General features: G+C 63.7%; 21 protein-coding genes. 13 read left to right on the plus strand and 8 right to left on the minus strand.

What is annotated here, in order from left to right; all coding sequences use genetic code 11:
• Positions 1 to 5 precede the first annotated feature (5 nt).
• From L867_RS26610 to L867_RS0122035, 4 genes are read right to left on the minus strand one after another with little or no spacing between them, the layout of a single operon-like run.
• Positions 6 to 410, minus strand: coding sequence for a hypothetical protein (locus L867_RS26610; protein WP_051439157.1), 405 nt, complete (start codon positions 408 to 410; stop codon positions 6 to 8).
• Complete coding sequence (accC, locus tag L867_RS0122025) at positions 407 to 1,765, minus strand: acetyl-CoA carboxylase biotin carboxylase subunit (RefSeq protein WP_028738838.1); 1,359 nt, start codon at positions 1,763 to 1,765, stop codon at positions 407 to 409. Before accC ends, L867_RS26610 begins: the two co-directional genes overlap by 4 nt.
• A 5-nt stretch (positions 1,766 to 1,770) precedes the next feature.
• A complete protein-coding gene (accB, locus tag L867_RS0122030) occupies positions 1,771 to 2,232 on the minus strand; it encodes an acetyl-CoA carboxylase biotin carboxyl carrier protein (RefSeq protein ID WP_028738839.1) in 462 nt (153 codons plus the stop codon).
• 10 nt (positions 2,233 to 2,242) lie between these two features.
• Positions 2,243 to 3,007: a LamB/YcsF family protein gene (locus tag L867_RS0122035; RefSeq protein ID WP_028738840.1), complete on the minus strand. Its 765-nt coding sequence runs from the start codon at positions 3,005 to 3,007 to the stop codon at positions 2,243 to 2,245.
• A gap of 113 nt (positions 3,008 to 3,120) precedes the next feature.
• Between L867_RS0122035 and pxpB the strand changes: the two genes are divergently transcribed.
• The 10 genes from pxpB to L867_RS0122085 all read left to right on the plus strand — a co-directional run bounded on the left by pxpB (position 3,121) and on the right by L867_RS0122085 (position 12,822).
• Positions 3,121 to 3,813, plus strand: coding sequence for a 5-oxoprolinase subunit PxpB (gene pxpB, locus L867_RS0122040; protein ID WP_232363993.1), 693 nt, complete (start codon positions 3,121 to 3,123; stop codon positions 3,811 to 3,813).
• Positions 3,810 to 4,829, plus strand: a complete 1,020-nt coding sequence (locus tag L867_RS26135; protein ID WP_051439158.1) for a 5-oxoprolinase subunit C family protein — start codon at positions 3,810 to 3,812, stop codon at positions 4,827 to 4,829. Before pxpB ends, L867_RS26135 begins: the two co-directional genes overlap by 4 nt.
• 24 nt (positions 4,830 to 4,853) lie before the next feature.
• The gene (locus L867_RS0122050) at positions 4,854 to 5,894 is read left to right on the plus strand and encodes a 4-hydroxyproline epimerase (protein WP_028738842.1); all 1,041 of its coding nucleotides are present in this window, start codon (positions 4,854 to 4,856) and stop codon (positions 5,892 to 5,894) included.
• A 160-nt stretch (positions 5,895 to 6,054) separates the two neighbouring features.
• Positions 6,055 to 6,771, plus strand: coding sequence for a Crp/Fnr family transcriptional regulator (locus L867_RS0122055; protein WP_232364001.1), 717 nt, complete (start codon positions 6,055 to 6,057; stop codon positions 6,769 to 6,771).
• Positions 6,772 to 6,960: 189 nt separating this feature from the next.
• Positions 6,961 to 7,353 (plus strand): response regulator, encoded by a 393-nt coding sequence (locus L867_RS0122060; RefSeq protein ID WP_028738844.1) that lies wholly within the window; start codon positions 6,961 to 6,963, stop codon positions 7,351 to 7,353.
• 27 nt (positions 7,354 to 7,380) lie between these two features.
• Positions 7,381 to 7,878, plus strand: a complete 498-nt coding sequence (locus L867_RS0122065; RefSeq protein ID WP_028738845.1) for a molybdopterin-dependent oxidoreductase — start codon at positions 7,381 to 7,383, stop codon at positions 7,876 to 7,878.
• Between the two features lie 26 nt (positions 7,879 to 7,904).
• Complete coding sequence (locus L867_RS0122070; protein WP_037174318.1) at positions 7,905 to 10,115, plus strand: ATP-binding protein; 2,211 nt, start codon at positions 7,905 to 7,907, stop codon at positions 10,113 to 10,115.
• A 17-nt stretch (positions 10,116 to 10,132) separates the two neighbouring features.
• Positions 10,133 to 11,218 carry an HD-GYP domain-containing protein gene (locus L867_RS0122075; RefSeq protein WP_037174194.1) on the plus strand — a complete coding sequence of 362 codons (1,086 nt, stop codon included), beginning with the start codon at positions 10,133 to 10,135 and terminating at the stop codon, positions 11,216 to 11,218.
• Positions 11,219 to 11,305: 87 nt separating this feature from the next.
• Complete coding sequence (pyrC, locus tag L867_RS0122080) at positions 11,306 to 12,343, plus strand: dihydroorotase (protein ID WP_028738848.1); 1,038 nt, start codon at positions 11,306 to 11,308, stop codon at positions 12,341 to 12,343.
• A 125-nt stretch (positions 12,344 to 12,468) separates the two neighbouring features.
• On the plus strand, positions 12,469 to 12,822 hold the full coding sequence (locus tag L867_RS0122085; RefSeq protein WP_028738849.1) for a DUF805 domain-containing protein: 354 nt from the start codon (positions 12,469 to 12,471) through the stop codon (positions 12,820 to 12,822).
• 63 nt (positions 12,823 to 12,885) lie between these two features.
• On the opposite strand, the gene L867_RS0122090 is transcribed toward L867_RS0122085, so the two are convergent.
• Positions 12,886 to 13,473, minus strand: a complete 588-nt coding sequence (locus L867_RS0122090) for a ferritin-like domain-containing protein (RefSeq protein ID WP_210163662.1) — start codon at positions 13,471 to 13,473, stop codon at positions 12,886 to 12,888.
• Between the two features lie 520 nt (positions 13,474 to 13,993).
• Here L867_RS0122090 and L867_RS0122095 point away from each other — a divergent pair.
• Both L867_RS0122095 and L867_RS0122100 read left to right on the plus strand, forming a co-directional pair.
• Entirely contained in the window at positions 13,994 to 14,686 is a 693-nt protein-coding gene (locus L867_RS0122095; protein WP_028738851.1) for an orotate phosphoribosyltransferase, read from the plus strand.
• Positions 14,687 to 14,769: 83 nt separating this feature from the next.
• Positions 14,770 to 15,696, plus strand: coding sequence for a carbohydrate kinase family protein (locus L867_RS0122100; RefSeq protein WP_028738852.1), 927 nt, complete (start codon positions 14,770 to 14,772; stop codon positions 15,694 to 15,696).
• Positions 15,697 to 15,723: 27 nt separating this feature from the next.
• Here the strand turns inward: L867_RS0122100 and L867_RS0122105 are convergent, their stop codons facing one another.
• Positions 15,724 to 15,933 (minus strand): helix-turn-helix domain-containing protein, encoded by a 210-nt coding sequence (locus L867_RS0122105; RefSeq protein WP_028738853.1) that lies wholly within the window; start codon positions 15,931 to 15,933, stop codon positions 15,724 to 15,726.
• A gap of 3 nt (positions 15,934 to 15,936) precedes the next feature.
• Positions 15,937 to 16,491, minus strand: coding sequence for a DUF2975 domain-containing protein (locus L867_RS26615; RefSeq protein WP_028738854.1), 555 nt, complete (start codon positions 16,489 to 16,491; stop codon positions 15,937 to 15,939).
• 82 nt (positions 16,492 to 16,573) lie between these two features.
• On the opposite strand from L867_RS26615, the gene L867_RS0122115 reads away from it, so the two are divergent.
• Entirely contained in the window at positions 16,574 to 17,176 is a 603-nt protein-coding gene (locus tag L867_RS0122115) for a hypothetical protein (protein ID WP_028738855.1), read from the plus strand.
• Between the two features lie 3 nt (positions 17,177 to 17,179).
• Here L867_RS0122115 and pgi read toward each other — a convergent pair whose 3' ends face one another.
• Positions 17,180 to 18,808 carry a glucose-6-phosphate isomerase gene (pgi, locus tag L867_RS0122120; RefSeq protein WP_028738856.1) on the minus strand — a complete coding sequence of 543 codons (1,629 nt, stop codon included), beginning with the start codon at positions 18,806 to 18,808 and terminating at the stop codon, positions 17,180 to 17,182.
• Positions 18,809 to 18,832 lie beyond the last annotated feature (24 nt).

Genomic DNA, 18,832 nt, shown 5'->3' on the forward strand with positions numbered 1-18,832 from the left:
TGCCCTTAGAGGTCCGCTGCGTGCAGCTCGAACAGCGGCGTGCCGTAGCCCGCAAGCGCGCCCTTGGGGGCCAGCTGGCGCGAAAGCACGCCGTCGGATGGTGCAACAACCGGGCGCAGCAGGGCGCCGGCCTTCAGGTAGCCGATGATCTCGCCGCGCCGCACGAGGCGGGGCAGGGCGGCGTCTTTTGTGCTGGATGGATGCTCGGGAAGGAAAAACCCGAGATGCGGTGCGGTGACCGTTTCCGCGCGGCGCGGAGCGGGAGCGGCAGGTTCTTCCGCCCTCTGTCCGACCTCGAATACCTCGCCGCCGCTCGCCACGATGTGCCGGGTGTCGTCCTGATACTCGAACTCCGCAATGCCGTAGCGCTGCATCAGCTCAAGGACGGATTGGATCCACGCGCTGCTCATAGCGGCCTCCCGAATCCGTCGGCCATCAGCCGCTCCAGATGATGGATGTCGATGCCGCCGGCCGAAAAGCCGGGTTCATCGAGCAGAGCCAGGTGAAGGGCGCTTGACGTCTCCACGCCCTCGATGGTCAGTTCTTGAAGCGCCCGCCGCATGCGGGCGATCGCGCTCTCGCGCGTCGGTCCATGGGCGATCAGCTTGGCGATCAGCGAATCGTAGTTCGGCGGGATTTCATAGCCGGGATAAAGATGGGTATCGAGCCGTACGCCCGGTCCGCCGGGCGCGATGAAACGCGTCACCTTGCCGGGCGACGGCGTGAAGTTGAAGGCGTGCTCGGCATTGATCCGGCACTCGATGGCATGGCCACTGAGAAGCACTTCGTCCTGGGTCAGCCCGAGCCTCTCGCCCATGGCGATGCGTAGCTGTTCGCGGACGATGTCCACACCTGTGACTTCTTCGGTTACTGGATGCTCGACCTGCACCCGCGTGTTCATCTCGATGAAGTAGAACGCGCCGTCCTCGTAGAGGAATTCGAAGGTGCCGGCGCCGCGATAGCCGATGGCCAGGCACGCCGCCGCGCAGCGCCGACCGATCGCGTCGATGGCGGCCGGATCGATGCCGGGCGGGGGCGTCTCCTCGATCAGCTTCTGGTGCCGCCGCTGGGTGGAGCAGTCGCGCGCGCCGAGGTGGATCGCATTGCCGTGATTGTCGGCGAGAACCTGGATCTCGACATGGCGCGGGAATTCGAGGAAGCGCTCGACATAGACCTCGGGATTGCCGAACGCCCGCCCGGCCTCCTCGCGTGCCATCTGCACGGCGGCCGCAAGCGATCCGGGATCGCGGACGATGCGCATGCCGCGCCCGCCGCCGCCGCCCGATGCCTTGACGATCAGCGGATAGCCGGTCTCCTCACCGACGGCGGCGATACGCGCCGGGTCTTCCGGCAGGGCGCTGTCGGGGCCGGGAACGCAGGGTACGCCGGCCGCGATCATCGCCCGCTTGGCGGCCACCTTGTCGCCCATGATCCGGATCGCCGCCGATGGCGGGCCGACGAAGACCATGCCGGCCCGTTCGACCATTTCGGCGAAGTCGGCGTTTTCCGACAGGAAGCCGTAGCCCGGATGGATCGCGCCCGCGCCGGTCAATTGTGCCGCAAGCAGGATTTCATGGCTGTCGAGATAGCTGCGCGCCGCCGGCGCCGGGCCGATGCAGAGCGCCTGGTCGGCGAGCGCCACATGACGGAGATTGCGGTCGGCCTCCGAATGAATGGCGATGGTCTTCAGGCCAAGGTCGCGGCAGGCCCTGAGTATCCTCAAGGCGATCTCCCCGCGATTGGCGATCAGCACGCTGTCGAACATGCGCATCAGTCCGAGGCAAGCAGGATGAGCGGCGTGCCGGGCGTCACCGGTTCGCCATCCGCGACGAGGATGGAGACAATGCGGCCGCCGCGCGGCGCCTCCACCGGATTGAGCATCTTCATCGCTTCGACGAGCGCCACCGTCTGGCCTTCCTCGATCAGGTCGCCTTCCTTCGCATAGGGTTCCGCACCAGGTGCGGGTGCGCGATAGAACGTGCCGGAAAGGCCGGCGACGATCACGGCCTCGTCGATCTCGGGGATATCGGGAAGCGCCATCAGCGCGGCGATCTCGGCCGCCGCCATGGCTTCGGGCGTATCGCGACGCGTGGGCACGACTGCAGGGGCGCCGCCGTTGCGGCCCGCCGTCTTGGCGAGACGGATGCGCATGCCGTTCTCGCTGACCTCCAGCTCGTTGAGCGTGGAGTTCTCCAGCATCTGCATCAGTCTCTCGATCGTCGAAAGGTCCATGGCGGTTCCCTCAACGCAGGAAGTTGGCGATGGCGATACCGTCGGCTTCCAGCGCCGCGCGGATCGTCCGGGCGATGTCGACGGCGGACGGCGTGTCGCTGTGCACGCAGATCGAATCGACCGGGGTGACGATGACGCGGCCGGTGATCGTCTCGATCGCGCCGTTCTTCACCATGCGCACCACGCGCGCCGCCGCTGCGTCGGCATCGTGGATGACAGCACCGGGCTTGCTGCGATGGACGAGGAAGCCCTCGTCGGTATAGGCCCGGTCGGCGAAGATCTCGGAGCGGCATTCCAGCCCCATCTCGCGCGCCAGCCGTTCCTGGTGGCCAAGTGCGATGGTCAGGCAGACGAGCTTCGGGTCGACGGCCTTGATCGCGTTGTTGACGGCCTGCGCCACGCTCTCGTCCTGCTGGGTGAGGTTGCCAAGCGCGCCATGCGCCTTCACATGGGTGATCGGGTGGCCTGCATAGGTCGAAAGTGCCTGCGCCGCGCCGATCTGATAGGCGACCAGCCGCTCGATCTCGCCGGCGGAAAAGGGAATGTTGCGCCGGCCGAAACCCCAGAGATCGGGGAAACCCGGATGCGCGCCGACGGCGACGCCCTTGGCCTTGGCGATGGCGAAGGTCGAGGCCATGATGTCCGGATCGCCGGCATGCATGCCGCAGGCGATATTGGCCGAACTGACGATCGACAGCATCGCCTCGTCGTCGCCCATGCGATAGGCGCCGAAGCCTTCGCCCATATCGGAATTGAGGTCGACGCTGAGTGACATGCCGCTTACGATCCCTGTTGATGTTTTCCCGAATAGTAGGTCGAGCCCAAGGGAATGCACAATGGCCGGACGAAGAAATGCTCTTGGTCTCCACCATATTCTGATATATCACCATGAGAGAGACGACGATGAAGGCAGGCATGCAGGAGCACGGCGATAATCCGCGGATCAGCCCGGAAGGGGCAGGGGCGCTTCTATTCGATGTCGCCGGCCCGGTTTTCGATGCGTCCTTGCAGGAACGCATCTGGGTTTTTGCCGATGGCCTCCGCCCCATTCCTGGCGTCTCCGAGGTCGCACCCGGCATGAACAACCTGATGGTCCTCTTCGACCCGCTTCGCCTCGACCCGGACAGGCTCGAAGCCCACATGCTCGGCCAGTGGACGGCGACGGAGGCTGCTCCGGCCGCTGGACGTCTGGTGGAGATCCCCGTCGTCTACGGCAACGAAGGCAGCGATCTTGCCGAAGTCGCCGCGTCAAAGGGGCTGACGGTAGAGCGCCTGGTCGCGATGCACGCTGCACCCGTCTATTCCGTTGCAGCCGTCGGGGCGATGCCCGGCTTCGTCTATCTCTCTGGGCTCGATCCGGCCCTTGCGCTGCCCCGCCGCGCGGTTCCCCGCATGGGCGTGCCCGAGGGTTCCGTCATCATCGGCGGCGCGCAGGCCGGCATCATGCCGCTGACGGCACCTTCCGGCTGGCATATTCTCGGCCACACCGATTTTCATCTGTTCGATCCGATGCGCGAACCGCCGGCCGCCCTTCGCGCCGGTGACCGTATCCGTTTCGTCGTCAAGGAGATCCGGGCATGATCGAGATCCTGACGACAGGCGCGGCCAACTCCGTGCAGGACCTCGGCCGCTTCGGCTATCTCGACGCCGGCGTCTCCCGCTCCGGCGCCATGGATGCGCCGGCGCTGGAACTGGTCAACCGAATGATCGGCAACGACGCTAGTGCCGCGGCGATCGAAGTGGCGATCTTTCCGTTTCGGTTGCGGTTCGGCCAGGCGACGCTGGTGGCCGTCACCGGCGCGGATTGCCCCGTGACCCTCAACGGAATTTCCTATCCCTCCTGGTGGACGCTGCCCGTTCGCACCGGCGACATGCTCGAACTCGGCCTGCCGCGCAGTGGCGCGCGCGCCTATGTCGCCATCTCCGGAGGCCTTCGCGTTCCCGCCGTGCTGGGCTCGGCCTCGACCGACCTGAAAAGCGGCTGGGGCGGCCTGGAGGGCAGGGGCTTGCGTCGTGGCGACCGGCTCGACACCGGCTTTGCGCCGATGACCGCGACCGGCTTGCCGGCGGGCTTCGGCCTGGAACCCGCGGAGATCGGCAGATCGACGCTCGACATTGGCGAGGACAGGCCGATCCGGGTTCTGCCGGGGGCGGAATACGGGTCCTTCGAGCCCGCGGCGGTCGAGGCCCTCGAAGCCGCCGCCTGGCAGGTCACGGACGATGCCAACCGCCAGGGCTATCGCCTGTCCGGCCCCGCACTCACCTTGACGCAAAAGCTCGAGCTGCATTCGCACGGCATCATGCCGGGCACCGTCCAGGTGCCGCCGTCAGGCCAGCCGATCATCCAGCTCGCCGAGGCCAATACCTGCGGCGGTTATCCGAAGATCGCCCATGTGATCGAGGCGGATCTCTGGCGGCTGGGCCAGTCCCCGGTCGGCAGTCGCCTGCGCTTCACTGTGGTAAGCCGCGCCGAGGCCGTCGCCGCGTTGCGCGCCGGGCGCGCCGCGATTGATCGTGCTGCCGCCTTTTCAGCCCTTGCCCGCAAGGACAAGTCGCATCCCGAACACCTGGCCGCGCTGTCTCGCGCGAAAGCCTGAAATCCTGACTGACGGAGCAAGACCATGAGATGGAAACGTACTCTTCAGCTGATCGACGTCCATTGCGAGGGCGAGATCGGCAAGGTGGCGGTCGGCGGCGTGCCGAAGATTCCGGGCGATACGATTGCCGAACAGCTGCACTGGCTGAACAACGACCCCAAGGGGCAGGAACTCCGCCGCTTCCTCGTGCTCGAGCCGCGCGGCGCGCCGATCGGCTCGGTCAATCTCCTGCTGCCGGCCAAGAACCCCAAGGCCGATGCGGGCTTCGTCATCCTGCAGCCGGACCAGGCCCATGCGAGCTCCGGATCGAACTCGATCTGCATCACCACGGCGCTGCTCGAAAGCGGCATCGTCGAGATGACCGAGCCGGAGACGACGGTGGTGCTCGACACCGCCGCCGGCCTGGTGACCGCCACCGCCACCTGCCGCGACGGCCGCTGCGAGCGGGTCAAGCTCACCATGGTCCCGTCCTTCGTGCATGAGCTGGACGTCAGCCTCGAGACCGAGCAATGGGGCCGCATCACCTTCGACCTCAGCTATGGCGGCATCTTCTATGCGCTGGTCGATGTCGGCCAGGTCGGGCTCACCATCGACAAGGCCAATGCCCGCGGCCTGGTCGAAGCCGGGATGATCCTCAAGGAAGAGATCAATCGCCGCATTCCGGTCGTCCACCCGGAAATCCCGGCAATCTCCGGCGTGGCCTACGTGATGTTCCGCGACGTCGATCCCGACGGCGCGATCCGCACTTGCACCACCATGTGGCCCGGCCGCGTCGATCGCTCGCCCTGCGGCACCGGCAATTCCGCCAACCTCGCAACGCTTTACGCGCGCGGCAAGGTCAAGGTCGGCGACGTGCTGAAATCCCGCTCGATCATCGGCTCGGAATTCGAGGTGGGCCTGAAGGAAGTCACCGAGGTCGCCGGACGCCCCGCCGTCATCCCGACGATCAGCGGCCGCGGCTTCACCTTCGGCCTGCACCAGGTGGCGCTCGATCCGTTCGACCCGCTGGCCGATGGCTTCGCCCTCACCGATGTCTGGGGACCCTCGGCGGGTTCGATTGGTTAATAGGACTGCTTTGCGGCGCGCCATTAACCCGGCGGTAATACACCGACAGGTTCTTGGTCGATCCAGACTTGCACTTTCCGACGGTGGCAGCTTAAGAAGCGATCGTATTCGCGTCGCCCTGATTGGTGCATGAGCAAGAAAAGTGGAAGATCATTTGTCCGTGGGAGCCCCTTCGCAAAACAACGCGCACAGTCTTTCCACGCTGCGCGGCACGTCGATATTTGCCAGCCTGAGCGCCGGCGAAGACAATGATTGGCTGGCGCGCTGTCACACGCGCAATCTTTGCGCCGGCGAAAGTCTCGTGGACTATGAGGACGCATCGAAAGATGTCTTCGTCGTGCAGAGCGGCGAGATTCGCGCCGTGCTGCGCTTCACCGTCGGCAAGGAGGCCATTCTCGGCACATTCCGGCGCGGCGACCTTTTGGGCGAACTGTCGGCGATCGACGAAATGGCCCGCTCGGCCAGCCTGATGGCGGTCAGCGATGCGGTCGTGACCGTCATTCCCTATGCCGTCTTCCACGACATCCTGCAGACCCGTCGGGAAGTCTGTCTGTCCCTGATGCGACTGCTGTCGGGCCGCATCCGCTCGATGAACGAGCGCGTGTCCGAGCTGTCCTTTCTCGACACCAAGCATCGTCTCTACAATGCGCTGCTGCGGCTCTCGCGCCTGCGCGGCGACGGCGGACGCGAGCGGATCATCTCACCGCCGCTCGTCCATGCCGAGCTTGCCGAGCATATCGGCTCCAGCCGCGAGACCGTGTCGCGGGAAATGTCGCGGCTGATCCGCGAACAGCTGATCGAACGCACCAGCCGCGCCATCATCCTGAAGAACCCGGTCGAGCTGTCGCGTCGCATTTCGCGCGCACTCGAGGGCTGAGCCGCGGAGCTGTGCCCCAAGACAGGTGTACCGCCGGCCCGGACGGCGGCGATTTAGCGCGCTCTAAAAATTAAGAAGAACTTAAAGTAGCGATCGGTAAAATTGATTCAAAATGGTTCAGCGTATCTCAGGCTCCACCTGCTAGGAAATCCTGCAGGATAAGCGGTTTGGAGCGAAGGAAGACCGGGCATGACCATTCTGATCGTAGAAGACAATCCGACGAATGCGATGATCCTGAAGCACCTTGCCAAGAAGGTGACCGAGGAGGAGATCGTGGTCGAGGCCGATGCCACCAAGGCACTGACGCTCTGCCACAACCGTTTCTACAATATGCTGATCGTCGATCACATGCTTCCGGGCATGAGCGGCCTGCAATTCGTCAAGGCGATCCGCATGATGGAGCGCTACGACGACATCCCCGTCGTCATGGTCACGGCCGACCAGGAGCCAGGCCTTCGCCAAGCCGCCAGGGCAGGCGGCGTGACCGACTTTCTCACCAAGCCGGTCGAAGCCGTGGCCTTTCGCTCGCTGCTCTCGTCCTACCTTGGACGTGGCCCGGCCCCCCAGGTCCTGGCCGGCTGAGACAGACCGCTCTTGATGGGTGCACACATGAAACCTCTCCTTGCCATTCTTCTGGCCGCGGTTCTCGCCGCGAGCCCTGCTGCAGCGCTCGACGAGCCGAAGGGCCCGGTGATCCTGACGATCGTCGGTGTCGTGGCGGAGCCGAACCGTGATGGGTCGGCGGTCTTCGACCTGGCAATGCTCGATGCCCTGAAAGGGCGGCGCGCAAAGATGGACACGCCCTGGACCCAGGGCGAGGTCGAATTTTCCGGTCCCTTGCTGCGCGAAGTGCTGAAGGCGGCCGGTGCCGAGGGCAGCCGCCTGCTTGTCCATGCGCTGAACGGCTATTCCGCCGAAGTACCGATGTCCGATGCGCTCGCCATGGACACCATCCTTGCCACCCGGCTGGATGGCGAGGTCATGACCGTGCGGACCAAGGGACCATCCATGCTGGTCTACCCCTTCGACCAGGATAGCTCGCTGTTCAACGAGAAGTACTTCGCTCGCTCCGTCTGGCAGATCAAACAGATCGAGGTCGTTCAGTGATACGAGTGCACAGGTCCGGCGACATCATGCGCAAGACAGGCAGCACCACGCTGATCCTGCAGCTGGTGTCGGCCGTCCTGTTGTTCGTGCTGATCGTGCTCTTCGTCGACATTTCCCGCCAGTTCCGGTTCCTCCAGGATGGCATTCGCGAGAACGCCGTCTGGTCGGTCTACCAGCTCGACCGTGAGGCGCGCGCGCTTGACTACAGCCTCGCCGAGCTGCGCCGTCAGCCGCCGAGCCCGGCGCTGCTCGGCGAACTTTCCCTGCGTTACGACATCCTCTATTCCCGCACGCAGCTGGTGATCGAATCGAAGTTCGGCGACTATTTCTCCGATGATCCGAAGGTTGTCCGGCTGCTGGGTGAAATCACGGCACAGGTCACGGCCTTTCAGGCAACCTTCGATGCCTACACCCTTGGCGATACGCCAACTGCGGCCGAGCTTGAAAGCCTTGACGACGCGCTGGCCGCTCTCTCGAAGACGACCGAGGCGCTGCTGATCCAAACCAACATGCAGCTGAGCGCCGACAGGGCCGACGCTCGCGACACCATTCTTGAGCTTGAAAAGACCTCCGCCATCATGCTCGGTCTTCTGATGGTCTCGGTGGTGTTCCTTGTCGTGACGCTGCGCCGGCAGCTGAAGTCGGTGCGCAAGGCCGGCGTCGAGCTGGAAGGCATGGCCCACCGTCTGACGGAAGCCTATGAGGCCGCCGATGCCGGCAACCGCGCCAAGTCGCAGTTCATGGCGACGATGGGTCATGAGATCCGCACGCCGCTTAACGCGATCCTCGGCATGTCGGAACTGCTGGAATTCTCCGAGCTTCCCGACGATGCCCTGTCGAGCGTGAAGACCATCCGTTCGTCCGGCGAGGCCTTGCTGGAGGTGATCAACGAGATCCTCGACTATTCGAAGATCGAACACGGCAAGCTGGAGCTCGAGGAGCGCGCCGTCGACATTCGCGCGCTGGCCGAAACCACGGTCAGCATCATCCGCGGCCGCGCCGACGACCACGGCAATACGGTCGTGCTCGACATCCCCGATTCACTCGATGCGCTCTTTGTGCGCACCGATCCGACGCGCCTGCGCCAGGTGTTGCTCAATCTCTTGTCCAATGCCGTCAAGTTCACCAGCAAGGGCACGGTGACGCTGCGTCTTCGCGAGTTTTACCGCCACGGCAAGCTGATGATGCGCTTCGAGGTCGAGGACACCGGCATCGGCATCGACGAGGCGGGTCTTGCCAAGTTGTTCAAGCCGTTCTCGCAGGTTGATGCCTCGATCAGCCGCAAATATGGCGGCACGGGCCTCGGTCTGACCATCTGCAAACAGATCGTCGAAAAGCTCGGCGGCGAGCTGGGTATGAGCAGCACAGTCGGCGTCGGCAGCATTTTCTGGTTCGAGCTTGCCGTCGTCGCCGTCGGCAAGGACGAGGTCCGCCGCCAGGCGACAGGGCAGGACAAGGCACCGCTGCCGCGCCTGCGCATCCTTCTGGTCGAGGACAATCGCGTCAACCAGATGGTCGCCACCCGCTTCCTCGATCGACTTGGACAGGAAGTCGTTGTCGCCGGGGACGGGGCGCAGGCAGTCTCGATCGCCCGGGAACAGGCCTTCGACGTCATTCTGATGGACATGCAGATGCCGGTCATGGACGGCATTGAGGCGACACGACGCATCATTGCCGACGGTGGACTGTGTTCTGCCACGCCGATCGTCGCGATGACGGCGAATGCCTCCGACGACGACCGGCGGCGTTGCATCGAGGCAGGCATGGCCGGCTTCGAATCGAAACCGGTAACGATGGAAAGGCTGCGCAACGTGATTCATTCGATCGTCGACATCCCGGTAAACGGGCAGGGCCGGGACATGCAAAACGACATCGGCCTGCCGGAACCGATCATCATCGACGACGTGGATTTTCCCCCGCTGTCGATCGAGGGCCTGGACGAGGCGCGCCAGTCCGAGCTGGTCGAGGCTCTGGGCGAGGACGTGTTCCGCGAGCTGGTCGAATCCTTTTTCTACGACGCGAGCGGGCTGATCCAGGATCTGCATGTCGCGTTGGCCAATCACGACCCTGAAAAGATCGATCGTGTTCTGCACACGATCAAGGGTGCCGCCGTCAATGTCGGCCTGAACGACATCGCCGACAGTGCGCATGCACTGCGCAGCCATCGACCGTCGCCTGCCGACGTCGACAAGCTGAGCGGCGAAATCGAGACCTTGAAATTCAAACTTGTCGCTTGAGAGCGAAGGAGGCGTCTATGCGTATCTTGCTGGTGGATGATAACAGCACCAACCTGAAGCTTCTGACGAAACTCGTCGGCAAGCTGGACAATTGCGAGGCGCTCGGTTTCGCAAGCCCTGACGCGGTGCTGTCGGCGCTTCCGGATCTCGATTTCGACATCGCGATCATCGACTACCAGATGCCCGTCTACAACGGCGTCGAGCTGTTCACCGAGATCGTGCGTTTCGAGAAATATGCCCAGGTGCCGGTGATCTTCGTCACCGCCGACAAGGACATGACGACCCGCATGGCGGCACTCAACGCCGGCGCCATCGACTTCCTGACGAAGCCGATCAATCCCGTCGAGTTCCAGGCGCGCGTGCAGAACATCGTGTCGCTCGCCCGCGCCCGCCGGCAGCTGGCCGACCAGGCCGAGTGGCTGCGCCGCGAGGTGGACCGCGCAGTTGGCGAACTGCGTCTGCGCGAGCAGGAGATCATCCATCGCCTGACGCTCGCCGCCGGCTACAAGGATCCGGAAACCTCGCGCCACACCCTGCGGGTGGCCGCCTACTCCGAGGCGATCGCGCTTGAGCTCGGTCTGCCCGAACAGTTCTGCAACGACATCCGCCTGGCCGCGCCGATGCACGACATCGGCAAGGTGGCGATGCCGGATACCGTGCTCCTCAAGCAGGGGCGTCTGACTGAGGCCGAGTACCGGCAGATGCAGGCGCATGCGCAGATCGGCAGCGACATCCTCGCCCGCTCGCATTCCTCGCTCCTGCAACTCGCATCCGAAATCGCCGCCAGCCACCACGAGCGCTGGGACGGCCAGGGTTACCCGAACCGGCTGGCCGGCACGGTCATCCCGATCTCCGGCCGAGTGGTCTGCATCGCCGACAATTTCGACGCGCTGACGACCGAGCGGCCCTACAAACCGGCCTGGTCTTTCGACCGTACTGTCGAGCATATCCTCGGTCGCTCGGGCACTCAGTTCGATCCGGATTGCGTCGCCGCCTTCGAGCGCGCATTGCCGAAGATCAGCTCGATCATGAAAAACGATCGGCGCGAGCAGCTCGAGGAGGCGGAAAGAACGCTTGCGGCACTTTCCGGCAAGGTCGCCTAGAGCCAGGAAACACTCCAAAGGCAGGTTTGACCCGCATCGGGAACATGCTATCTGCGGGGTCGAGACCCATGCCCCGGAGGTTTTGTCATGCGCTCGATCACCATCCGCCGCCCCGATGACTGGCACCTGCATCTGCGCGACGGCGCGATGCTCGAAGGGGTGATCGCCGACACCAGCCGGCATTTCGCCCGCGCCATCATCATGCCGAACCTCGTGCCGCCGGTCGTCACGACGGCGGATGCGAGGGCTTACCGCGAGCGCATCATGGCGGCGCTGCCGAAGGGGGGCCGCTTCGAGCCGCTGATGACGCTCTACCTCACCGAGGATACGAGCCCGGACGACGTGGAGGAGGGCGCGAAAAGCGGCCTGATCACCGCGGTGAAGCTCTATCCCGCCGGCGCCACCACCAATTCCCATGGTGGCGTGCGCGACATGGCAAAGGCCATGCCCGTGCTGGAACGCATGGCGAAGATCGGCCTGCCGCTCTGCGTGCATGGCGAGGTGACCACGCCCGAGGTCGACATCTTCGACCGCGAGAAGGTCTTCATCGACACCGTGCTCGATCCGCTGCGCCGCAGTCTCCCGGACTTGAAGGTGACGATGGAACACGTGACCACGTCGGACGGCATTGACTATATCCGCTCGGCCGAGCGCAACATTGCCGGCTCGATCACCACCCACCATCTGATCATCAACCGCAACGCCATCCTCGTCGGCGGGATCAAGCCGCACTATTACTGCCTGCCGGTCGCCAAGCGCGAGAGCCATCGCCTGGCGCTGCGGGCTGCCGCGACCTCGGGCGATCGCCGCTTCTTCCTCGGCACCGATTCCGCCCCGCATGTCGATCCGCTGAAGGAATGCGCCTGCGGCTGCGCCGGCATCTACACCTCGATCAACACCATGAGCTGTCTCGCCCATGTGTTCGAACAGGAAGGCGCGCTGGACAAGCTCGAAGCCTTTGCCTCGCTGAACGGTCCGGCCTGGTATGGCCTTGCGCCCAACGACGAGACCATCACTCTGGTCAGGCGCGATGCGGCTGTGAGCTTCCCGGCCAAGATCGAAACGGGGGCCGGACCGGTGACCGTCTTTGATCCCATGTTCCCGCTGCATTGGGACGTCGCGTAGGGAGTCGACGCCAAGGCCCGGGCCGATCGGCTATTCCTGTGCCCGTCTGCGTATCGGGTTGTCGAAGCGCGACGCATGGCTTAGACAAGTGTTCATTCTGGCATCTTCAATCGGGGTAGTGTTTCATGAGCTTTCAGGAAGCGGTTCAGGCCGTTCTGTCAAAATACGCCACCTTCACCGGTCGCGCGGCGCGCCCCGAGTTCTGGTGGTTCATGTTGTTCGTCTTCATCGTCAACATCATCACCGGCATAGTGGACGGAATGCTGTTTGACGGCCAGGTGCTGAATACCGTGGCCATGCTGGCCCTGATCGTTCCGCAGCTTGCCGTTGGCGCCCGCCGCCTGCATGACATCGATCGTTCCGGCTGGTGGCTGCTGCTGGCGCTCGTGCCGGTCGTCGGTTGGATCGTCCTCATCTACTTCAATGTCCAGCCGGGCCAGCCAGGCGAAAATCGCTTCGGCCCGCAGCCGGTTGCTTGACCCGCGCATGAGAAGTTCGACCGGCTGAAAAGGAGCCGGTCGAACCTCGCGGTCTTTGGGTATTCAGGGCTGGGTCGCGTTCTTTCCATGGCCCATGCCCATGCCCTGACCATGGCCCTGGCCCTGGCCCATCCCTTGGCCCATGCCCTGTCCCTGCCCACCGCCGCAGCGCTCGAAAGCCGGCAGGTGCTTGTTTTCCGAGGCGTCCCGGAGGGCTGTGAACACGATCTGAACGTCCGCGTAATCCTGAACGGCAGGCATCAGCTTCTTGTCGTAGAGATCGCGGTTGGCGATCTCGGCATCGACGCCCATCTTGCAGGCTTCGGCGAGCGTTTCGGGCACGAGGGCGGCAAACTCTGCGGAGCCCAGATGAGGGTTGGTGGTCTTCTGGTCCAGCCCGTAATTCTGCAGAAGCGCGTTCAGTTCGGATGCATGCGTCTGCTCGGCGCGGATGATGTTGCTGAACGGCCGGACCTCGCCGAATTTCGCCATGACGGCGGCATAGAAGGCTTCCGCCCTGTGCTCGTCTTCCAGCGCTGCCTCAATGGCGGTCCGTGCGCCGTCGGTCAGCGTTGCGGCCTTGGCGGTAGTGCCGATGGTCGTTACTGCGATCAGGCCCGCTGCGATGATCGAAAGGGTCATTCTGGACATGTTTGTCTCCTTCAGTGTCGTGTCGATTGCAGGATTTGTGTGATCAGTGGCCGTGTCCGCCTCGCCCCTGAGGCCGGCCTTGCGACCGGTTGCGGTTTCGGCGGTTGAAGAGCGGCATGAGCCAGATGAAGAATCTGCGAAACATGAACTTCCCCCGGGGTTAGTCGGCCTGCCGAGGACAGCCGCCTCGGCCTAAATCTCTGCTTTGGCTGTCGATTCATTTATATATGGAAAATCATATCTATCTGATGGACGGCAGATTAATTCGCGGTAAGCCGAAGATGACATGGACTTAACGATCGCTGCGCGAAGTCCGGTTCTCCAACGGTGGCCCGGGCACCCAAAGGCTCCGCGGAAATGGCAAGGGCGGCATGAAACGCTGCGTTTTCACTGTCGAATGTCTGGAAACGGGCACATCTTGCTGCTAAGCCGCGTGGCAAGGGAATGCTTGATTTTCGCCGCCGTCGTCGCGAGAACACAAGCAATCGACCCAATGCAACGCGAACACGAGGATCCGCCCATGATCACCACGACCTTTCCCGAACCGGCCGTCATGGCGGAACTGATGGCGAAGATGCTGTGGGAGATCAAGGCGGTGCATTTTTCCGCCGACAAGCCCTACAAGCTCTCCTCCGGCATGATGAGCCCGGTCTATATCGACTGCCGCAAGCTGATCTCCTATCCGCGCATCCGCTCGGCGATCATGGATTTTGCCGCCGCCACCGTGATGCGCAATGCCGGCTTCGAGCAGTTCGACGTGGTGGCCGGCGGTGAAACGGCCGGCATTCCCTTTGCCGCCTTCCTCGCCGAACGGCTCGGCCTGCCGATGATCTACGTGCGCAAGGCGCCGAAAGGCCACGGCCGCAACGCCCAGATCGAGGGCCATATGCCGGAAGGCGCACGGGTGCTGGTGATCGAAGACCTGACGACGGCCGGCGGCAGCATGTTTAAGTTCATCGATGCGATCCGCGCTGCGGGCGGCGTCGTCGATCACGGGGTCGCGCTGTTCTACTACGACATCTTCCCCGAAGCCGGGGAACGCTTCACCAACGGCAACGTCACGCTGCATCATATCGCCACCTGGCGCAACGTGCTCGCCGTCGCCCGCGAGCGCCGACTGTTCGACGACAAGACGCTGTCCGAGGTCGAGGCTTTCCTTGATGCGCCGCTCGCATGGTCGGGCCGCAATGGCGGGGTCGCTTCGCTCGGCTGAGGCGGGGCTGGCCTTTTCGCGTCGAATGGATTAAATCGATTGAAATCCATTCGGGCAGTGAAGCTTATCGGGAGGACGGTCGGATGATCTTGTGTTGCGGGGAAGCATTGATCGACATGCTGCCGCGGGAGACGACGCTCGGCGAGCGCGCGTTTGCCCCCTATGCCGGCGGCGCGATCTTCAACACCGCGATCGCGCTCGGCCGTCTCGGCATTCCGACCGGTTTCTTCACCGGTCTTTCCGACGACATGATGGGCGACATCCTGCGCGAGACCCTGGCGTCCAGCGGCGTCGACTCCGCCTTCTGCGCGACGTCGTCGCGGCCGACGACAATCGCCTTCGTCAAGCTGGTCAATGGCCAGGCGAGCTATGCCTTCTATGACGAGAACACCGCCGGCCGGATGATTTCGCCCGGTGATCTGCCGGCGCTCGGCGCGGATTGCGAGGCCCTGCATTTCGGCGCGATCAGCCTCATTCCCGAACCCTGCGGTTCGACCTACGAGGCGCTGATGGCGCGCGAGCATCAAACCCGCGTCATTTCGCTCGACCCCAATATCCGCCCCGGCTTCATCAAGGACAAGGCCGCGCACATGGCGCGGATCAACCGCATGGCCGCCATGTCCGACATCCTCAAGTTCTCCGACGAGGACCTCGAATGGTTCGGCCTGTCTGGCAGCCATGACGATCTCGCCCGCTATTGGCTGGATGCCGGAGCCAAGCTCGTGGTCATCACGCGCGGCGCCGACGGCGCGACCGGCTACACCGGCCGTTTCAAGGTCTCCGTGCCGAGCCAGCGTGTTCAGGTGGTCGACACGGTCGGCGCTGGTGATACCTTCGATGCGGGCATTCTGGCATCGCTGAAGCGGCAGGACTTGCTGACCAAGGCCCGGGTCGCGGCGCTCGATGAGGCCGCCGTGCGTTCCGCCCTGGAGCTCGGCGCGCGGGCTGCTGCGGTCACCGTTTCTCGCGCTGGCGCCAACCCGCCCTTCGCCTCTGAGATCGGCTTCTGAAATCGCTCAGGGCCAGCCGTCGGCGGGTCAGGCTTCCGGCTGGTATTCGAGGATGTCGCCCGGCTGGCATCCGAGCGCCTCGCAGATCCGTTCCAGCGTGTCAAAGCGTACGCCTTTGACCTTTCCGGATTTCAACAACGAGATGTTCTGCTCGGTGATCCCGACGATCTCCGACAGTTCCTTCGATCGCATTTTTCGTTTGGCCAGCATTACATCCAGATTGACGACGATCGGCATGCGTTAGACGAAGCTCCGGTTGTCGGCTTCGATCCCGGCCGCGATCACCATGATGTGGCCGAGAACGAACAGTAGTCCGGCCAGAATGAACAATCCGATGTCTGTGCTGGAAATGCCTATGGAGAGCATTTTCTGTCCCGGAGGATTGTCATAGGTGGCCACCAATATCGCAAGCGTGCGCGATAGCAAACTCGAAATGCCTCCGATCAGGGCAAGATAGCCGGTGCGGCGCAGAAGCACACCGCTTCTCTCCGAGAATATGTCGCCCTTCTCGAAATGGTCGAACATTGCCCAGAGCGTCCAGATGCCGGCGGTGATTAGGATGCTGTTCGCGACAGCGAGAGCGGCAAGCCCGCCAAGGGCCCTTCCGCTCAGGGCAAGCGGGTACGTCCCGGAAAGCGGATAGCGGGCGATCAGGACCTTCAGCCCTTCGATGTCGAAGGCGACCATCCAGGCAAGATAGGCAAGAGCGGCAGCAAAGCCGACCGCAGCCAGGGCTATCAGCAGTTTCATCTTGCGGCTCAGGGACCTGATGCGGGTCAGTGGAGTTTGGGTCATCGAGAAAATCTCTTATTGAGGGGATTGTAAAAATTATCGTATTACAATAATTAAATCTCGTCAATCACTGTGGGATATCTCCATGAAGAACGCTTTCATCAGCCTCGTCCTCTTTGCTTCGGCCCTTGTCGGGCTGCCTTCCTGTATGTCGAGCGGCATATCCAGCGCCGCCAAGTTGGCCGCACTCTCACCGCTCGATGCCAATCCGGCGGAATTCCGTGTCGCCCTCTTTGCGCCAACTGCATTGCGGTTGAAGACAGGGGATGCTCGCCTCGGGTTTGGTTGGTCGGAATCAGGAACGCTCGCCAGCACCAAGGTATTCGATCTGCAGATAGTCTCAGGAAATGCGGCCGCTTTGCAGTCGTTGCCGCCTCCGCGGCTCGGCCAGCAAGCCATGATGCTCAGTCTCGGCGCTCGCGAAGTTGAATCCGTTGTGAAATTCCAGCAGACCGTTCGCGAGGCGAAACAGGCCGGCCACAACGGCAGCGGCAACCTTTCTGTCAGTCTAGCCGGCGGATGCTGGAGTGAGCCGTTTCCGGCCGAAGGCCAGCCATTGCCCTTGGATATCTGGCTGCAGGCAAGTGCAGGCAGCGAATATCTGCCGGTCATTCGCGGCGTCGATCTGCGGACCATCCTCAAACAAGCCGGTCTCAAATCGGTGCCGCAGTGCGTGAACGCGTCTTAGGCCTCAACCTTGCGCGGCGTCGAGCAGAGCCTTGATGAGCCCGGCGGTCGAGCTGTCATGGCCGGTGGCCGTAACCTTGCCCTCGACGACCGGCAGGAGCCCGGTCGCCAGTTCCTTGCCGAGTTCCACGCCCCATTGGTCGAAGGAATTGATGCGGAAAATCACCCCTTCGACGAAGACCCGATGCTCGTAGAGCGCGATCAGCCGGCCGAGCGCATAGGGCGTCAGTTGGTCGTAGACGAAGGTGATCGAAGGGCGGTTGCCGGAGAAGACGCGGTGCGGAGCGAGGAAGTCGGCTTCCTCGTCGGGGACACCCTTGGCGGTCAGCTGGCTCTTGGCTTCGGCGAGCGTGCGGCCCTTCATCAGCGCTTCGGACTGCGCCAGGCAATTGGCGATCAGCAGTTCATGCTGGTGCCTGAGATCCGGCTCGAAGCCGTTGGCGGCGATCATGAACTCCGTCGGAATCACGCTCGTGCCCTGGTGGATCAGCTGGTAGAAGGCGTGCTGGCCATTGGTGCCGGGCTCGCCCCAGACGACGGGGCCGGAAGCACCCTGGACCGGCTTGCCGTCGATCGTCACGCTCTTGCCGTTCGATTCCATGTCGAGCTGCTGCAGATAGGCGGGAAAACGCGACAGCCTCTGATCGTAGGGCAGGATGGCGCGCGTCTGGTAGCCGAGCACATTGCGATGATAGACGCCGAGCGCGCCGAGCAGCATCGGCAGGTTCTGGCCGAACGGTGCGTTGCGGAAATGCTGGTCCATTGCATGGCCGCCATCGAGGAAGCGGCCGAAATCCTCTTGGCCGATGGCGATCATCAGCGGCAGGCCGATCGCCGACCAGATCGAATAGCGCCCGCCGACCCAGTCCCAGAAGCCGAACACCCGCTCTGAATCGATGCCGAAGGCGGCGACCTTGTCGAGCGCCGTCGATACCGCGGCGAAGTGCTTGCCGACCGCCGCCTCGCCGAGTTTTTCGGCGACGAACCGCCGCGCCGTCTGCGCATTGGTCATCGTTTCGATCGTCGTGAACGTCTTCGAGGCGACGATGAACAGCGTCGTCTCGGCGGCAAGCGTCTTCAGCGTGTCGGCGATATGGGCGCCGTCTATATTGGAGACGAAATGCAGGCGCGGACCGTCGTGGAACGGGGCGAGCGCCAGTGTCGCCATGACCGGACCGAGGTCGGAGCCGCCGATGCCGATGTTGACGACATCGGTGATCGCCTTGCCGGTCGCGCCCGTGAGCGCGCCCGAGCGGATCCCTTCGGCGAAGCGGCCCATGGCGGCGAGAACGGCGTTGACGCCGGGCATCACGTCTTGTCCGTCCACCAGGACCGGCGTGTTCGACCTGTTGCGCAGCGCGGTGTGCAGGACAGCCCGGCCTTCGGTGAAATTGATCGGCTCGCCCGAGAACATCGCGTCGCGCTTCTCGGCAACGCCCGCCGCCGCGCAGAGCTCCTCGAGCAGGGCCATGATCTCCCCGTTCACCGCGCATTTGGAATAGTCCATCAGCAGGTCGTCCAGCGTCGTGCTGAAGCGGGCGAAGCGCCGGGCATCGGCGGCAAAGGCGGCGCGCAGATCCTCGGCACGGGTGGCCGCGGCAGTGCTCGTGAGTTTGTCGATGATTGCCTGCATCTTCGTGTCCCTGATTTGGCGGAG

The sequence above is a fragment of the Paenirhizobium selenitireducens ATCC BAA-1503 genome (genome assembly GCF_000518785.1).
Classification (GTDB): domain Bacteria; phylum Pseudomonadota; class Alphaproteobacteria; order Rhizobiales; family Rhizobiaceae; genus Allorhizobium; species Allorhizobium selenitireducens.

Excerpts from the sequence above, each read along its gene's own strand:
- L867_RS0122075 (WP_037174194.1), top strand. The coding sequence starts at position 10,133 with ATGCGTATCTTGCTGGTGGATGATAACAGCACCAACCTGAAGCTTCTG.
- pxpB (WP_232363993.1), top strand. The coding sequence starts at position 3,121 with ATGAGAGAGACGACGATGAAGGCAGGCATGCAGGAGCACGGCGATAAT.
- L867_RS26615 (WP_028738854.1), bottom strand. The coding sequence starts at position 16,491 with ATGACCCAAACTCCACTGACCCGCATCAGGTCCCTGAGCCGCAAGATG.
- L867_RS0122105 (WP_028738853.1), bottom strand. The coding sequence starts at position 15,933 with ATGCCGATCGTCGTCAATCTGGATGTAATGCTGGCCAAACGAAAAATG.
- L867_RS0122035 (WP_028738840.1), bottom strand. The coding sequence starts at position 3,007 with ATGTCACTCAGCGTCGACCTCAATTCCGATATGGGCGAAGGCTTCGGC.
- L867_RS0122100 (WP_028738852.1), top strand. The coding sequence starts at position 14,770 with ATGATCTTGTGTTGCGGGGAAGCATTGATCGACATGCTGCCGCGGGAG.
- L867_RS0122090 (WP_210163662.1), bottom strand. The coding sequence starts at position 13,473 with ATGTCCAGAATGACCCTTTCGATCATCGCAGCGGGCCTGATCGCAGTA.
- L867_RS26610 (WP_051439157.1), bottom strand. The coding sequence starts at position 410 with ATGAGCAGCGCGTGGATCCAATCCGTCCTTGAGCTGATGCAGCGCTAC.
- pgi (WP_028738856.1), bottom strand. The coding sequence starts at position 18,808 with ATGCAGGCAATCATCGACAAACTCACGAGCACTGCCGCGGCCACCCGT.
- L867_RS0122095 (WP_028738851.1), top strand. The coding sequence starts at position 13,994 with ATGATCACCACGACCTTTCCCGAACCGGCCGTCATGGCGGAACTGATG.
- pyrC (WP_028738848.1), top strand. The coding sequence starts at position 11,306 with ATGCGCTCGATCACCATCCGCCGCCCCGATGACTGGCACCTGCATCTG.
- L867_RS0122070 (WP_037174318.1), top strand. The coding sequence starts at position 7,905 with ATGCGCAAGACAGGCAGCACCACGCTGATCCTGCAGCTGGTGTCGGCC.
- L867_RS0122085 (WP_028738849.1), top strand. The coding sequence starts at position 12,469 with ATGAGCTTTCAGGAAGCGGTTCAGGCCGTTCTGTCAAAATACGCCACC.
- accB (WP_028738839.1), bottom strand. The coding sequence starts at position 2,232 with ATGGACCTTTCGACGATCGAGAGACTGATGCAGATGCTGGAGAACTCC.
- L867_RS0122050 (WP_028738842.1), top strand. The coding sequence starts at position 4,854 with ATGAGATGGAAACGTACTCTTCAGCTGATCGACGTCCATTGCGAGGGC.
- L867_RS0122065 (WP_028738845.1), top strand. The coding sequence starts at position 7,381 with ATGAAACCTCTCCTTGCCATTCTTCTGGCCGCGGTTCTCGCCGCGAGC.
- L867_RS26135 (WP_051439158.1), top strand. The coding sequence starts at position 3,810 with ATGATCGAGATCCTGACGACAGGCGCGGCCAACTCCGTGCAGGACCTC.
- L867_RS0122060 (WP_028738844.1), top strand. The coding sequence starts at position 6,961 with ATGACCATTCTGATCGTAGAAGACAATCCGACGAATGCGATGATCCTG.
- L867_RS0122115 (WP_028738855.1), top strand. The coding sequence starts at position 16,574 with ATGAAGAACGCTTTCATCAGCCTCGTCCTCTTTGCTTCGGCCCTTGTC.
- accC (WP_028738838.1), bottom strand. The coding sequence starts at position 1,765 with ATGTTCGACAGCGTGCTGATCGCCAATCGCGGGGAGATCGCCTTGAGG.